The organism is Streptomyces sp. NPDC107538 (genome assembly GCF_055657445.1).
This window is the reverse complement of sequence record NZ_JBVKAY010000006.1, coordinates 474,078-488,916: the sequence shown is the minus strand read 5'-3', so window position 1 is coordinate 488,916 and position 14,839 is coordinate 474,078. Positions and strand designations below refer to the sequence as shown.

Annotated in this window: 11 protein-coding genes and 1 pseudogene; 3 read left to right on the top strand and 9 right to left on the bottom strand. The window is 71.7% G+C overall.

Annotated features, from left to right (window positions below):
• Positions 1-188 precede the first annotated feature (188 nt).
• Positions 189-1,064, bottom strand: a complete 876-nt coding sequence (locus ACZ7MG_RS23755; protein ID WP_471383197.1) for a LysR substrate-binding domain-containing protein — start codon at positions 1,062-1,064, stop codon at positions 189-191.
• A gap of 152 nt (positions 1,065-1,216) precedes the next feature.
• Here ACZ7MG_RS23755 and ACZ7MG_RS23750 point away from each other — a divergent pair, with 152 nt between their 5' ends.
• Complete coding sequence (locus ACZ7MG_RS23750; RefSeq protein ID WP_471383196.1) at positions 1,217-2,302, top strand: bile acid:sodium symporter family protein; 1,086 nt, start codon at positions 1,217-1,219, stop codon at positions 2,300-2,302.
• Here ACZ7MG_RS23750 and ACZ7MG_RS23745 read toward each other — a convergent pair.
• The 8 genes and pseudogenes from ACZ7MG_RS23745 to ACZ7MG_RS23710 form a co-directional block, all read right to left on the bottom strand.
• On the bottom strand, positions 2,241-3,479 hold the full coding sequence (locus ACZ7MG_RS23745; RefSeq protein ID WP_471383195.1) for a hypothetical protein: 1,239 nt from the start codon (positions 3,477-3,479) through the stop codon (positions 2,241-2,243). The two genes, ACZ7MG_RS23750 and ACZ7MG_RS23745, sit on opposite strands and share 62 nt — an antisense overlap.
• 10 nt (positions 3,480-3,489) lie before the next feature.
• The gene (locus tag ACZ7MG_RS23740) at positions 3,490-5,406 is read right to left on the bottom strand and encodes an exo-alpha-sialidase (protein WP_471383193.1); all 1,917 of its coding nucleotides are present in this window, start codon (positions 5,404-5,406) and stop codon (positions 3,490-3,492) included.
• A gap of 542 nt (positions 5,407-5,948) precedes the next feature.
• On the bottom strand, positions 5,949-6,818 hold the full coding sequence (gene fdhD, locus ACZ7MG_RS23735) for a formate dehydrogenase accessory sulfurtransferase FdhD (protein WP_471383192.1): 870 nt from the start codon (positions 6,816-6,818) through the stop codon (positions 5,949-5,951).
• 8 nt (positions 6,819-6,826) lie between these two features.
• A complete protein-coding gene (locus ACZ7MG_RS23730; RefSeq protein ID WP_471383190.1) occupies positions 6,827-7,687 on the bottom strand; it encodes a 2Fe-2S iron-sulfur cluster-binding protein in 861 nt (286 codons plus the stop codon).
• A 55-nt stretch (positions 7,688-7,742) separates the two neighbouring features.
• Positions 7,743-9,566: an NAD(P)H-dependent oxidoreductase subunit E gene (locus ACZ7MG_RS23725; RefSeq protein WP_471383188.1), complete on the bottom strand. Its 1,824-nt coding sequence runs from the start codon at positions 9,564-9,566 to the stop codon at positions 7,743-7,745.
• A 6-nt stretch (positions 9,567-9,572) separates the two neighbouring features.
• On the bottom strand, positions 9,573-11,528 hold the full coding sequence (locus tag ACZ7MG_RS23720) for a molybdopterin oxidoreductase family protein (RefSeq protein WP_471383186.1): 1,956 nt from the start codon (positions 11,526-11,528) through the stop codon (positions 9,573-9,575).
• The gene (locus ACZ7MG_RS23715; RefSeq protein ID WP_471383184.1) at positions 11,525-12,496 is read right to left on the bottom strand and encodes a 2-dehydropantoate 2-reductase; all 972 of its coding nucleotides are present in this window, start codon (positions 12,494-12,496) and stop codon (positions 11,525-11,527) included. The genes ACZ7MG_RS23720 and ACZ7MG_RS23715 overlap by 4 nt, the downstream gene beginning before the upstream one ends.
• Before the next feature lie 174 nt (positions 12,497-12,670).
• A pseudogene (locus tag ACZ7MG_RS23710) lies at positions 12,671-13,024 on the bottom strand (Rossmann-fold NAD(P)-binding domain-containing protein); the annotation flags it as partial.
• A 326-nt stretch (positions 13,025-13,350) separates the two neighbouring features.
• Between ACZ7MG_RS23710 and ACZ7MG_RS23705 the strand changes: the two are divergent.
• Positions 13,351-14,685 (top strand): OFA family MFS transporter, encoded by a 1,335-nt coding sequence (locus ACZ7MG_RS23705; RefSeq protein ID WP_471383183.1) that lies wholly within the window; start codon positions 13,351-13,353, stop codon positions 14,683-14,685.
• Positions 14,651-14,788, top strand: coding sequence for an MFS transporter small subunit (locus tag ACZ7MG_RS23700; protein ID WP_471383181.1), 138 nt, complete (start codon positions 14,651-14,653; stop codon positions 14,786-14,788). The genes ACZ7MG_RS23705 and ACZ7MG_RS23700 overlap by 35 nt, the downstream gene beginning before the upstream one ends.
• Positions 14,789-14,839: the final 51 nt, after the last annotated feature.

Genomic DNA, 14,839 nt, shown 5'->3' with positions numbered 1-14,839 from the left:
GACACGCTCTGGCCTGGGGAAACGCGAGGACCGCTCACGTCTGACGCGGCGGTGCTCCGGGGCGCGCGGTCTCTCATATGCCGGGCGCGCGGTCCGTCCCACGCCGGGCGCGCGGTCCGTCATGCGCGGGGCGCGCGGTCCGTCATGCGCGGGGCGCGCGGTCCGTCATGCGCGGGGCGCGTTGTTCGTCAGACGCCCGGCGCCCGGCCGTGGAGCCGGTCGCCGCCGGAGAGGATGGCCGCCGCGAGGGCGTCCGCCGCGCCCGCCGCGGCTCCCGGGCGGCGGCCGTGGACGAGGACGAAGTCGACCTCGCCGAGTTCCGGCAGCCCCGCCCGCTCCGGGATCCGGACCAGACCGGGGGGCACCAGGCGACGGGAATGCGCCATCACGCCGAGGCCCGCGCGGGCGGCGGCGATCAGACCGTTGAGGCTGCCGCTGGTGCAGGCGATCCGCCAGGAGCGGCCCTCGCGTTCCAGCGCCTCCAGGGCCAGTGCGCGGGTGATGCCCGGCGGCGGATAGACGATCAGCGGCACCGGGCGGTCGGGGTCGAGGCGCAGCCGCTCCCCGCCGATCCAGACGAGTCGGTCCGTCCAGACCGGTTCGCCGCGCGGGTCCTCCGGGCGACGCTTGGCCAGCACCAGGTCGAGCTTGCCCGCCGTGAGCTGCTCGTGCAGCGTGCCCGAGAGCTCCACGGTCAGCTCCAGATCCACCTCGGGATGGTCGTACCGGAACGCCTCCAGGATCTCCGGGAGCCGGGTCAGCACGAAGTCCTCCGACGCGCCGAACCGCAGCCGCCCGCGCAGCCGGGTCCCGGTGAAGAACGCCGTCGCCTGCTCATGCACCTCCAGCAGCCGCCGGGCGAAGCCGAGCATCGCCTCGCCGTCCTCCGTCAGCTCCACCGAGTGCGTGTCCCGGGAGAACAGCTGCCGCCCGGCCGCGTCCTCCAGCCGGCGCACATGCTGGCTGACGGTGGACTGCCGCAGCCCCAGCCGCCGGGCGGCCTGCGTGAAGCTCAGGGTCTGGGCCACGGCGAGGAAGGTACGCAAGTGGGAGGGGTCGTACACGATCGCCACCCTATCCGCTTATCGCGGAACGCGATGACAGTCAGAGCGGTATGACGGATTCCCGATCAAGGGTCCGAGGAGGACGATGGAGCGGGGCCTTCCGGCCTGAAACACACACCCTCATAGCCTTCGTCGAAAGCACGTGGAGCACAGTGAAACGCCTGAAGTGGCCGACTTGGATGCCGATCGACCCGTACATCCTGCTGTTGCTCGGGACGGTGGGCGTCGCGGCGCTCCTCCCGGCGCGGGGTACGGCCGCCGAGGTCGCGTCGGGCGCGTCCACGGCCGCGATCGCCTTCCTCTTCTTCCTCTACGGCGCCCGGCTCTCCACCCGCGAGGCCCTCGACGGCCTCAAACACTGGCGACTCCACGTCACCGTCCTGGCCTGCACGTTCGTCGTCTTCCCGCTGCTGGGCCTCGCGGCCCGCGGCCTCGAACCGGTGTTCCTCAACCACTCCCTCTACACCGGGCTGCTCTTCCTCACCCTCGTCCCGTCGACCATCCAGTCGTCCATCGCCTTCACCTCGATGGCCCGGGGCAACGTCCCCGCCGCGATCTGCGCGGGCTCCTTCTCCTCCCTCGCCGGCATCGTCCTCACCCCGCTGCTCGCCGCCGCCCTGCTCGGCGGCAGCGCCGGCGGGTTCTCGGCCGACTCGCTGCTGAAGATCGTGCTCCAGCTGCTGGTGCCGTTCGTCGCCGGGCAGCTCGCCCGCCGCTGGATCGGCGCCTTCATCACCCGGCACAAGCGGATCCTCGGCCTCGTCGACCGGAGCTCGATCCTCCTCGTCGTCTATGTCGCGTTCAGCGAGGGCATGGTGCGCGGGATCTGGAGCCAGGTCAGCCCGCTCAGGCTCGCCGGACTCCTCGCCGTCGAGGCGGTGCTGCTCGCGGTGATGCTGCTGCTCACCTGGTACGGCGCCAAGGCCCTGCGCTTCGGCCGGGCGGACCGCATCGCCATCCAGTTCGCCGGCTCCAAGAAGTCCCTCGCCTCCGGACTGCCCATGGCGAGCGTCCTCTTCGGCCCCGAGGCCTCCCTCGCCGTCCTGCCGCTGATGCTGTTCCACCAGATGCAGCTGATGGTCTGCGCGGTCATCGCCAAACGCCGCGCCAAGGACCCGGTGGAGGACTCCGCGGACCAGCCGGCGGACCAGGACCAGTCTGCGGATGAATCGGCGGTCACGGAGCAGCGAGACGAAGCGATACGAACCGCGGTCGGTACAGGGACACGTTCCGCGTGATGTTCAGCTGCGCCGCCGCCGCGTCGGCGTCCAGCCAGTTGACGTCGTAGCTGAGGACCAGCCGCCCGTCGTCGTCGACCGCACGGTGCGCCTGCGGGTTGTACGCCGCGACCCCGCTGTGCGGCAGCGGCGGACTGAACCCCTGGGTGGGCCCGTGCCAGGGGCCGGTGGGGGAGCAGGCCCAGTACGCGGTCACGGTCGTCAGCCCGGCCGTCCCGGCGGCCATCGTCAGCAGCACATACGTACGACCTTCGCGTACGACGGTGAAGGCGCTCCCCACCCCCTTCTCCTCCCCGTTCCCGAGCACAGCCGCCGGCCGTCCCCGGACCGCCCAGCGCCCGCCGTCCCAGTACTCCCACGCCCCCGGCTCCCCGAGCCTGCCGCGCGGCACCCGGGCGACATAAGCGTGCGAGGTGGGCCGGGAGGCGGCCTGGGCGTCGGTGCCGCCGAAGACGTACGTCCACTCGCCCGCGTCCACGGCGGTCGTCCCGAACAGCACCCGCCGGGCCGGATCGGCGACCGACGCCTGGTCCAGCACCGTCGTGACCCCCTCCGGCCGCAGATCGGGCAGCGACAGGGTGGCCACCTCGGTCGCGGTCGGCACCCCGTAGATCCACGGCGACCGCCCCGCCGTACGCGTCCACAGCAGCACCCGTACGACCTTTTCGGCCGAGCCGGGGGAGCGGGGCTCGACCCGGGCGGCCACCGGCCAGCGCCATTGCTGCGGGCCCGGATCGGGGAAGACCGGCGCGGGGAGGGTGGCTTCGAGACGGCCCGAGGAGGACATCACCACGGCCGAGTTGCGCACCAGGGGAGTGGAGACGTCCCGCCAGGTGACGGACTCACCGGCCGGGTTGGGCGGGGGGAACACCTGGCCCAGATAGGTGTCCGAGAACAGCCACAGGACGCGGCCGTCCGGGAGCCGCACCGAGTGGGTGCCGTCGCCGCCGGTCCAGTCGTCGGTGCGGGTCGCGTCGTCGCCGTAGCGGGTGAACTCGCCGGTCAGGGAGGCGTCCGGGTCCCAGTCCCGGACGGTACGGGCCGTGCAGGCGGTACCGCCCTCCCGGTCGTCGTCCGGGAGGGCGGTGAGCAGCACGGCCGCCAGGGCCAGGACCAGGGCCAGGATCAGGACCGGTCCGGCCCCCGTCCGCTGTCGTGCTCCCGCGTCGTCGGACACGGAAGGGACGTTAGTTGCCTCCGTCCACCCGGTCCATGGGCAGGCGCAGGATCTCGCCCCGCGTCGTGGCGTCCTGCGTGGCGAGCCCGGACACCTCCGCGTCGCTCAACGCCCGGTCGTACAGCCGTACTTCGTCGATCGAGCCGGTGAAGTGGGCCCGGCTGTCGACCCGTTGCCCGATGTGCACCCCGAACGGCGAGTTCCGGCTGACCGATCCGGGAAGGTCGGGGGTGCCGAACGCCGAGCCGTCGACGAAGAGCGTCAGCGCCCCGCCACCGCGCCGCAGCACCAGCCGGTGCCACTCCCCGTCGTTGAACGCGCCCGAGGACCGCACCGATGCCGTCCGGGGCGGTGAGGCCCCGTCCCGCACGGTGATCAGCCCGGTCAGCCGCCCGGACGCCGGCTCCCCGCGCACCCACACCTGCGGCTGGGTCGTCCCGACCCCGCCCATCCACAGCATCGGCTGCTCCCCGGTCGTCGCCGAGTACCTGAACCAGAGCGAGGCGGTGAAGTCCTTGGTGCCGAGCGGGAGTTGGGACCGGTACGGCAGTCGTACGGCGTCGTCGGCGCCGTCGAAGGCGACCGCGCCGCCGAACACCCCGTCCGTGGGCCGGGCACCGCCGAGCACGGCCGCGGGTCTGCCGCCGGGGGCCCGGTCGGGTGTCGTCGGGTCCGGGCCCCGGCGCGGCGTCAGCCAGTCCTCCGTGAACCGGGCGAAGCGGATCTCGTCCCGGGCGTCGACCGCGCCGCCCTCGTACAGCAGGCCGACGACATCGTTGCCGCCCTCGCCCGTGTCGATCCGGACCAGGTCCGAGTAGCCGGACCAGTCCGTGGTGACGACCGTGCCCCGGTCCACGCTCTCCCAGGTGCGTCCGCCGTCGTACGAGGAGCGGACCGCCATCGTCCGGCGGCGGTCGGGATCGGCCGGGGCGGCCAGCAGCATCCGGTTGCCCAGCCGCAGCAGGGACCCCTGGACCTGGGGCGTGTAGAGGTCGGGGATCGCCCGGAAGGGCTCGGCGAAGGTGGTGCCGCCGTCCCGGCTGATCGTCTGGCTGCGATGCCCCAGGTCGGTGCCGTCCTGCTCACGGCCGCTGACGAGCACCGTGCCGTGTGCGCGTTCGGTGAGGGTCAGCTCCGAGGGCTTCTGGCGGAAGGTGCCGTCGGCCGCGACCGGCCAGCTGTCCGTGGCGCCGACCTTCCAGGTGTCCCCGCCGTCGTCGCTGGTCACGAGCGCCGCGTGGTTGGCGGTGACCCGGCCGTCCGCCCAGCTCTCGGCGTTCACCCCGAGGACGAGCCGGCCCGCGTGCCGGCCCTGGGTGAGCTGGATGCCGTGCACGGGGCCGGTGGCGTACCAGGAGTTCCACCCGGCCGGGCGGATCTGGTCGCTCAGGCTGCGCGGCTCGGACCAGGTCAGCCCGTCGTCGTCGCTGTACTGCAGATGGGGGGCACGGTCACAGGGGACGTCGCAGCTCGCGCTGTCCAGGCGGCCCGTGTTGTACGTCTCCGCCAGCACGATGCGGCCGGTCTCGCGGTCGACGACCGGGGCGGGGTTCCCGTGGGTGTCGCCGCCGCCCTCGTTGACCACCTGCAGCGGGCCCCAGGTGCGGCCGCCGTCCGTGGACCGCTTGACCACGAGGTCTATGTCCGCCGCGTCCCCGCAGTTCAGCACGCGGCCCTCGGCGAAGGCGAGGAGTGTGCCGGTGGTGCTCCGCACGATCGCCGGGATGCGGAAGCAGGCGTAGCCGGGGTCCTGCGAGGCCTTGAAGAGGACCTGCTGCTCGAACTCGGCCGTGGCGGAGGCCTTTCGGGGCTCGGCTTCTGCCGGGTGGGCGAGGGTGAGGAGGGCGGTGGTGGTGAGTACCGCGGTGAGGGGGGCGAGGGGAGTGGTGAGGCGGGATCTGAGACGTGCGCGAAGACTCGACGGCACGGTGCGGCCAGCCCTTCATCCGTCCGGGTGATGGGACATCGGACGTCCCACGTCCGATGTGCGGCCACAGACGGTACGCGGGGGTTCAGGGGCCCCACAAGAACCGTGCGTCGGTCGTGACTGGGCGTGTCGTACGACAAGGTGACGATCGGTCAGTGGGGCGCCTAGTGGGATGGGGGTGCGGGTCCGTCTGGCGAGTGCGCCTCCGGTGGGGCTGCTCGCGCAGTTCCCCGCGCCCCTAAAAGACCAGGCCCCTGCGGGCCTGAAAGACCAGCCCTCCGCGGCCTGAAAGGCGCGCCCTCCGCGGCCTGAAAGGCCAGCCCTCCGCGGCCTGAAAGGTGTCCGGCGGCGGGGCTGAAAAGCACGGGGCGCAGCCCCTGCTTTTCAGGGGCGCGGGGAACTGCGCGAGAAGCCCCACCGGGCCCGCACCCGGCGACACACCGGTGGGCCAACGGCGCGTACCCGGCGGTGCGAAGAGGCGGGGCCCCCAGGGCGCAGGGGGCGCTCCCCGCCACCAGGGGCCCCGCCGCCGTGTCGCGGGCTCAGCCCTGGTCGACCCCGGCCGCGGCCCGCAGGGCCAGTCGGTGCTCGCCCGCGTACACGTTCATGGACGCCCCCCGCAGAAACCCCACCAGCGTCAACCCGCTCTCCGCCGCCAGATCCACCGCCAGCGACGACGGCGCCGACACGGCCGCCAGCACCGGTATCCCCGCCATCACCGCCTTCTGCGCCAGCTCGAACGACGCCCGCCCCGACACCAACAGCACCGCCCTCGACAGCGGCAGCGCACCACTCTGCAGCGCCCGCCCCACCAGCTTGTCGACCGCGTTGTGCCGGCCCACGTCCTCCCGTACGTCGAGCAGCTCGCCGTCCTCGCTGAACAGGGCCGCCGCGTGCAGCCCCCCGGTCCGGTCGAAGACCCGCTGGGCCGCGCGGAGCCGGTCGGGGAGGCCCGCGAGGAGGTCGGGGTCGAGCCGGACCGGGGGAGTCTCGCCGCCCCGTGTGTCGTCGACGGGCCAGCGCGCGGTCGTCCGGACGGCGTCCAGCGACGCCTTCCCGCACAGCCCGCAGGACGAGGTCGTGTAGACGTTGCGTTCGAGGGTGATGTCAGGGACGACGACGCCGGGCGCGGTCCGCACGTCCACCACGTTGTACGTGTTCGAGCCGTCCGCCGTCGCGCCCGCGCAGTAGACGATGTTCTGCAGATCCGACCGCTCGGCGAGCACCCCCTCGCTGACCAGGAACCCCGCCGCCAGCGCGAAGTCGTCGCCCGGGGTGCGCATGGTGATCGCGAGCGGCTTGCCGTTCAGCCGGATCTCCATCGGTTCCTCGGCGACGAGCGTGTCCGGGCGGGTGGAGACCGCGCCGTCCCGGATGCGGATCACCTTGCGTCGTTCCGTGACTCGTCCCATGTCGTGCCTCAGTCCCGGTTCTGTACGTGCTGGTAGCCGAAGCGGCCCTTGATGCAGAGGTTTCCGTGGGTCACCGGGTTGTCGTGCGGCGAGGTGACCTTCACGATCTCATTGTCCTGCACATGGAGGGTGAGGTTGCAGCCCACACCGCAGTACGCGCACACCGTGGTCGTCTCCGTCTGCGCCGACTCGTCCCAGGTGCCCGCCGCCCGCATGTCGAACTCCGACTTGAAGGACAGCGCGCCCGTCGGGCACACCTCGATGCAGTTCCCGCAGTACACACAGGCGGAGTCGGTCAGCGGGGCGCCCTGCTCCACGGAGATCCGGGCGTCGAAACCCCGGCCCGCGACGGAGATCGCGAACGTGTTCTGCCACTGCTCCCCACAGGCGTCCACGCACTTGTAACACAGGATGCACTTGTCGTAGTCCCGGACGTACAGCTCGTTGTCGACCTTGGGTTCCTCGTTCAGCCGGGCCGCGTCCGGGCCGAAGCGGTCCGGTTTCGCCTCGTACTCCTTGAGCCACCCCGCGACCTTCGGGGTGGTGGACAGGTCGACCGAGGAGGCGAGGAGTTCGAGGACGATCTTGCGGCTGTGCCGGGCGCGCTCGGTGTCCGTCCGTACCTCCATCCCGGGCTCGGCCTTGCGGGAGCAGGCCGGGACGAGGGTCCTGGCCCCCTCGACCTCGACGACACAGACCCGGCAGGCGTTCTTCGGGGCGAGCGTGTCGCCCTCGCACAGCGTGGGCACGTCCTTCCCGGCGGCCCGGCAGGCGTCCAGGATCGTCGAGCCCTCCGGCGCCCGCACCGGTTCCCCGTCAAGGGTGAACTCCAGCAGACGACGCGGCACTCCCAGCGGGATCACGGTCATACGGCGGCTCCGGCGGCTCCGGCGGGACGGGTGCGGAGGTTTCGGCGATGCGCGGTCATTCGTACGCCCCCAAGCGGTCGATCGCGGATTCCACGGCGTTCCACGCGGTCTGCCCCAGACCGCAGATCGAGGCGTCCCGCATGGCGCGGCCGACCTCCCTGAGCAGCGCGATGTCACCGGCCGCCGCCGCCCCGGTCCGCTCGGCGATCCGGTGCAGCGCCTCCTCCTGCCGTACGGTCCCGACCCGGCAGGGCACACACTGCCCGCAGGACTCGTCCCGGAAGAACTCCGCGATCCGCAGCAGCAGCCGGGGCAGCGGGACCGTGTCGTCGAAGGCCATCACGACCCCCGAGCCCAGCGTGGTGCCCGCCTCCCGCGTCCCCTCGAAGGTGAGCGGGATGTCCAGCTCGTCCGGGCGGACGAAACCCCCGGCCGCGCCGCCGAGCAGGACGGCGCGCAGACCGTCGCGAACGCCGGAGAGCGTGAGCAGCTCGCCCAGCGTTGCCCCGAAGGGCAGCTCGTAGATGCCGGGCCGGTCCACACTGCCCGACACACAGAACAGCTTGGGTCCGGTGGAGCGGGCGGTGCCGATCGCCGCGTACGCCGGGGCGCCCATGGTGAGGATCGGCAGGACGTTGACCAGCGTCTCGACGTTGTTCTCCACCGTCGGCTTGCCGAACAGGCCCTTCTCCACCGGGAACGGCGGCTTGGAGCGCGGCTCGCCCCGGTAGCCCTCGATGGAGTTGAAGAGGGCCGTCTCCTCGCCGCAGATATAGGCGCCGGCGCCCCGGCGGATCTCGATGTCGAAGGCGTACCCCTGCCCGAGCACGTCGTCGCCGAGCAGTCCCCGGGCCCGGCACTGCGCGATGGCGTGCTCCAGCCGGCGCAGGGCCCGGGGGTACTCGCCGCGCAGATACAGGTACCCCTGGTGCGCGCCGGTCGCATACGCCGCGATCGTCATCGCCTCGACCAGCGAGAAGGGGTCGCCCTCCATGAGCACGCGGTCCTTGAAGGTGCCCGGCTCGGATTCGTCCGCGTTGCAGACGAGGTAGTGGGGGTGGTCGGGCTGGGACGCCGTGGCCTGCCATTTCCGGCCGGTGGGGAAGGCGGCGCCGCCCCGCCCGACCAGGCCCGAGTCGGTGACCTCCCGGATCACTCCGGCGGGGCCGAGCGCGAAGGCCCGGCGCAGGGCCGTGTAGCCGCCGTGGGCGCGGTAGTCGTCGAGGGAGGACGGATCGACGACACCGACCCGGCCCAGCAGGGTCAGCGACGGGTCCCCGGCCTGGGGGACCGCCAGGGCTGCCGGGGGTTCCTCGTCCGCCGAGTCGGGGGCGCTCGCCGCGAGCACGGCCGCCTCGACGGTCGCGGGCGCCGCGACCGCCGTACGCACCGGGTCCCCGGCCTTGATCGCGAGGGCGGCCGGTGCCCGCTCGCACAGCCCGAGGCACGGGCTGCGCTCCACGCCCACCCCGCTGCCGAGGCCGAGGCGGGCCTCGACCCCGGCGCACAGCTCCGTCGCCCCGGCCGCCGCGCACGCCAGGTCCGTGCACACGTGCAGCACGGTCGCGGGACGCGGCTTCACCGAGAACATCGCGTAGAACGTGGCCACGCCGTACGCCTCCGCCGGCGGCACGGTCAGCCGTCGGCAGAGGTAGTCCAGCGCGCCCTCGCTGATCCAGCCGATCCGGTCGTTGACCGCGTGCAGCCCCGGCAACAGCAGGTCACGGCGTTCCCGGGCCTCCCGGCCGCCCCGCGCCCACCGCAGATCGGCGTCGGAGCGGTCCGCGCCCTCCCAGGAGGACTCCGGCGGCCCGAGGAGCGCGTCGACCGCCGCCCGCTCCTCGTCCGTCGGCTTGCTGTCACCGAAGTGCAGGTCCACTTGACGTCACCTCACGATGGTCGCGACGGGCAGCTTCTCGATCCGGATCGCCGACGCCTTGAACTCCGCCGTCCCCGCGATCGGGCAATTGGCCTCGATCGTCAGCTGGTTGGTGTCCACCTCGTCGGGAAAATGCATGGTCATGAAGGCCAGACCCGGCCGCAGCCCGAGGTCGATCCACACCGGCGCCGTCACCGACCCGCGCCGCGAGGACACCTGGACCTCCTCACCCACGGCGACCCCGTACCGCTCGGCGTCCTCCGGGCACAGCTCGATGTACTCCCCGCGCCGCAGCGGCGAGGCGTAACCCCCGCTCTGCACACCGGTGTTGTACGAGTCGAGCCGCCGCCCGGTGGTCAGCCGGATCGGGAACTCCTCGTCCGTCAGGTCGACGGGCGGATCGTGTCGCACGATCCCGAAGGGCGCGAGCCGGCCGCGCCGCGCCGGGTCCGGATCCCACAACCGGCTGTGCAGATAGGTCGGTTCGAGCCGGTCGGTGTCCGGACAGGGCCACTGGATGCCCTGCTCCCGCTCCAGGCGCTCGTACGTCATCCCGTAGTGGTCCGGCGACACCGCCCGCAGCTCGTTCCAGACGGCCTCGGCGTCGGCGTACTTCCACTCGTGCCCGAGCCGGGAGGCCAGGTCGCAGATGATGTCGATGTCCTCGCGGGCCTCCCCGGGCGGGGCGACGGCCTTGCGCACCCGCTGCACCCGGCGCTCGCTGTTGGTCGTCGTGCCGTCGGTCTCCGCCCACCCGGCGGTCGCGGGCAGCACGACATCGGCCAGCTCGGCCGTCTTGGTGAGGAAGATGTCCTGGACGACGAGGAAGTCCAGTTCCCGCAGCCGCCGTACGGCCTGCTCGCTGTCGGCCTCGGACTGCGCCGGGTTCTCCCCGATGCAGTACACGGCCTTCAGCGAGCCCTCCTCCATGGCCTCGAACATCTCCGTGAGGTTCAGCCCGTAGTGCGGCTGGATGACGGTGTCCCACGCCGACTCGAACTTCAGCCGGGAGTCGGGGTCGAGGATGTCCTGGAAGCCGGGCAGCCGGTTGGGGATGGCGCCCATGTCGCCGCCGCCCTGCACGTTGTTCTGGCCGCGCAGGGGCTGCAACCCCGAGGCGTAGCGCCCCACATGGCCGGTGAGCAGGGAGAGGTTGATCAGCGCGCGGACGTTGTCGGTGCCGTTGTGGTGCTCGGTGATGCCGAGGGTCCAGCACAGCTGGGCGCGCTCGGCACGGGCGTACGCGTGCGCCAACTCCCTGATGGCGGCGGCCGGTACGCCCGTCACCTTCTCGGCGAGGGACAGCGTCCAGGGCTCGACGAGGGCCTTGTACTCCTCGAAGCCGGTGGTGGCCCGCCGGATGAACGCCTCGTTGGCGAGGCCCGCGTGGATGATCTCGCGGCCGATCGCGTGCGCCATCGGGATGTCGGTGCCGACGTTCAGCCCCATCCAACTCTCCGCCCACTCGGCGGTGGAGGTGCGGCGCGGATCGACGGCGTACATCCGGGCGCCGTTCCGTATCCCCTTCAGCACGTGCTGGAAGAAGATCGGGTGCGCGAAGCGGGCGTTGGAGCCCCACATCACGATGACGTCGGTGTGCTCGATCTCCTCGTAGGAAGAGGTGCCGCCGCCGGAGCCGAAGGCGGCGGACAGTCCGGCGACGCTGGGCGCGTGGCAGGTCCGGTTGCAGGAGTCGACGTTGTTGGTGCCCATGACCACGCGGGCGAACTTCTGCGCCACGTAGTTCATCTCGTTGGTGGCGCGGGCGCAGGAGAACATGCCGAACGCGCCGCGGTTGCGGGCGATGCCGCGCGCGGCCCGGTCGAGCGCCTCCTCCCAACTCGCCCGCCGGAAGGGCTCGTCGCGGGAGTCGCGGACAAGGGGATGGGTGAGCCGCGTGTAGGTCTTCGGTTGCCGTGTCTGCCGTGTCTGCCGTGTCTGCCGTGTCTGTCGGTTCTTCACGCGGCGCTCCTCAGCGCGAGCAGGTCCGAGATGGCGTGGACGGTGCGGAGGGTGGGCACCTCGACGCCGGTGATGTCCGCCAGTTCGACGACGGCGGCGAGCAGGACGTCGAGTTCCAGCGGTCTGCCGCGCTCCAGGTCCTGGAGCGTGGAGGTGCGGTGGTCGCCGACGCGTTCGGCGCCGGCCATCCGACGTTCGACGGAGACGCCGACCTCGCAGCCCAGGGCCTCGGCGACGGCCAGCGTCTCGGTCATCATCGTCTCGATGACCTTGCGGGTGCCGCCGTGCAGGCACATCTGCCGCATGGTCGCGCGGGCCAGGGCGCTGATCGGGTTGAAGGAGATGTTGCCGAGCAGCTTGATCCAGATGTCGCCCCGGAGGTCGGGCTCCACCGGGCATTTCAGGCCACCGGCGACCATGGCCTCACTGAACGCCCGGCAGCGCGCCGAGACCGTACGGTCCGGTTCGCCGACAGAGAACCGGGTGCCTTCCAAGTGCCGTACGACACCCGGCCCTTCAAGTTCGGTGGCCGCGTACACGACGCATCCGATGGCCCGTTCGGGCGCGAGCACCGCACTGACCGCGCCGGCCGGGTCCACACTCTCCACCCGGTGGCCGTCGTGCGGGCCGCCGTGCCGGTGGAAGTACCACCAGGGGATGCCGTTCTGGGCGGCGATCACCGCCGTGTTGCCGTGCAGCAAGGGCTCGATCAGCGGCCCGCACGCCGCGTACGAGTGGGCCTTGAGGCCGAGGAAGACGAAGTCGACCGGGCCGATCTCGGCCGGGTCGTCGGTGGCGTGGGCGCGCGCGGTGAAGTCCCCGCGCGGGCTGAGCACCCGCACCCCGTCCCGCCTCATGGCCGCGAGATGCGGTCCACGGGCGACGAGATGCGTGTCCGCGCCGGCGCGGTGGAGCGCGGCGCCGACATAGGCGCCGATCGCACCGGCGCCGAGAACTGCGACTTTCATGGTCAGGGAGCTCCGTTCGGTCGAGGGATACCGCGGAGATGGCGCACTGCCGGGCTCGGGTGAACTCCGGCGAACTGTGTCGACGAAATATTGTCTACAGTATGGAAGTTGGGTCGACAAGGGTTCGCGCAACGGCCGGGCAGGGCGAGGTGACCCCGAGCGACAGCCGGTTCCTCAGCGGAACAGGTGGGCGTTCTCCTCGGCCCACTGCCGGAACGGTCGTCCGGGGGAGCCGGTGACCCGTGAGACCGTGTCGCGCACGGCCAGCAGCTCGTCGTTGACATCTCCGCCCGTGACGTCGAGCACCGCGTCGGCGGCCTCCTCCCCGAAGACCGCGGCCATCCGGGCACGGGTCTCCCGCCGGCTGATCTCGGTGAAGGGCACATCCCGTCCGAGCGCCGCCGCGATGGCCTCGGCCTGCTGCCGGGCCGTCACCGGTTCCGGGCCGGTCAGGGCGTACGTCCGGCCCCGGTGGCCGAACTCGGTGAGCGCGACCCTCGCCACGGACGCGATGTCCGCGGGGTGGATCGGCGTCACGGGTGAAACCTCTCAGCGGCCCCGCGCCGCAGAGGCGCAACTCCCTCACCAGTGCGCTGCCGATGTTTCCGGTGGCCCCGGTCACGAGGATCATGAGCGTGTGCTCCCGTCGTCGGATGATCAACTTGAGGACACGCCAGGAACTCAATCGCACTTCAGGTCAAGGCGACCGGCTTGACCCGGAGATGAAGGTGGCCGGTACCCGAACGCGAGGTTGGCCGGGGAACGACCGTTCGGCGCGCGGTGGATACCGCTCATCGCATACGGTCGACGCGCCGCCTTTTCAACTACCCCGCCACTCCCTACCGTCCGGGATCATGAGTCCCCCCGTCGCACCCCCGGGCTGGAGCCGCTGGCTCGTCCCCCCGGCCGCGCTCTCCGTTCATCTCTCCATCGGACAGGCCTACGCCTGGAGCGTCTTCAAGCCGCCGCTCGAATCCGCGCTCGGCCTCAGCGGCACCCAGAGCGCCCTGCCCTTCCAACTGGGCATCGTCATGCTGGGCCTGTCCGCCGCGTTCGGCGGCACCCTCGTCGAGCGCAACGGACCGCGCTGGGCGATGACCGTCGCGCTGATCTGCTTCTCCTCCGGCTTCCTGATCGCCTCGCTCGGCGCGGCCACCGAGCAGTACTGGCTGATCGTCTTCGGCTACGGCTTCGTCGGCGGCATAGGCCTCGGCATCGGCTACATCTCGCCCGTCTCCACCCTGATCAAGTGGTTCCCGGACCGGCCCGGCATGGCCACCGGCATCGCGATCATGGGCTTCGGCGGCGGCGCGCTCATCGCCTCGCCGTGGTCCGCCCAGATGCTGGAGTCCTTCGGCTCCGACTCCTCCGGCATCGCCCTCGCCTTCCTGGTGCACGGACTGTCGTACGCCGTCTTCATGCTGCTCGGCGTGCTGCTGGTCAGGGTGCCGCGCACCGAGAAGCCGGTCGACAGCGGGCCGAGCGTCCTGGAGGGCCCGCAGGTCTCGGCCCGCAACGCCATCCGCACCCCGCAGTTCTGGTGCCTGTGGGTCATCCTCTGTATGAACGTCTCCGCGGGCATCGGCATCCTGGAGAAGGCCGCCCCGATGATCACGGACTTCTTCGCCGACTCCTCCACCCCGGTCACCGTCACCGCCGCGGCGGGCTTCGTGGCGCTGCTCTCCGCGGCCAACATGACCGGCCGTATCGTCTGGTCGTCCACGTCCGACCTGATCGGACGCAAGAACATCTACCGCGTCTACCTCGGCGTCGGCGCGCTGATGTATCTGCTGATCGCGCAGTTCGGCGACTCCTCCAAGCCGCTGTTCATCGTCTGCGCCCTGGTGATCCTGTCCTTCTACGGCGGCGGGTTCGCCACGATCCCCGCCTACCTCAAGGACCTCTTCGGTACCTACCAGGTCGGCGCCATCCACGGCCGGCTGCTCACCGCCTGGTCCACCGCCGGTGTCCTCGGACCGCTGATCGTCAACTGGATCGCGGACCGGCAGGAGGAGGCGGGCAAGTCCGGCGCCGACCTCTACGGCACGTCCTTCTTCATCATGATCGGGCTGCTCGTCGTCGGCTTCGTCGCCAACGAGCTGGTCCGCCCCGTCCACCCCCGCTTCCACATCCCCGCCCCGAGGGAGGCCGCCGATGTCGTCCAGCGACAGCAGTCCGAATCCGCCTGACCGGCGCCCCTTGATCATCTTTGCCTGGATCTGGGTGGGCGTCCCGCTCGCCTACGGACTGTACGAACTCGTACGGAAGGCCACGCAACTCTTCACCGGGTGAGTGCCGGGACCGCGCTGTCCGATGCCGATGCCGATGCCGGGACCCCGGCTT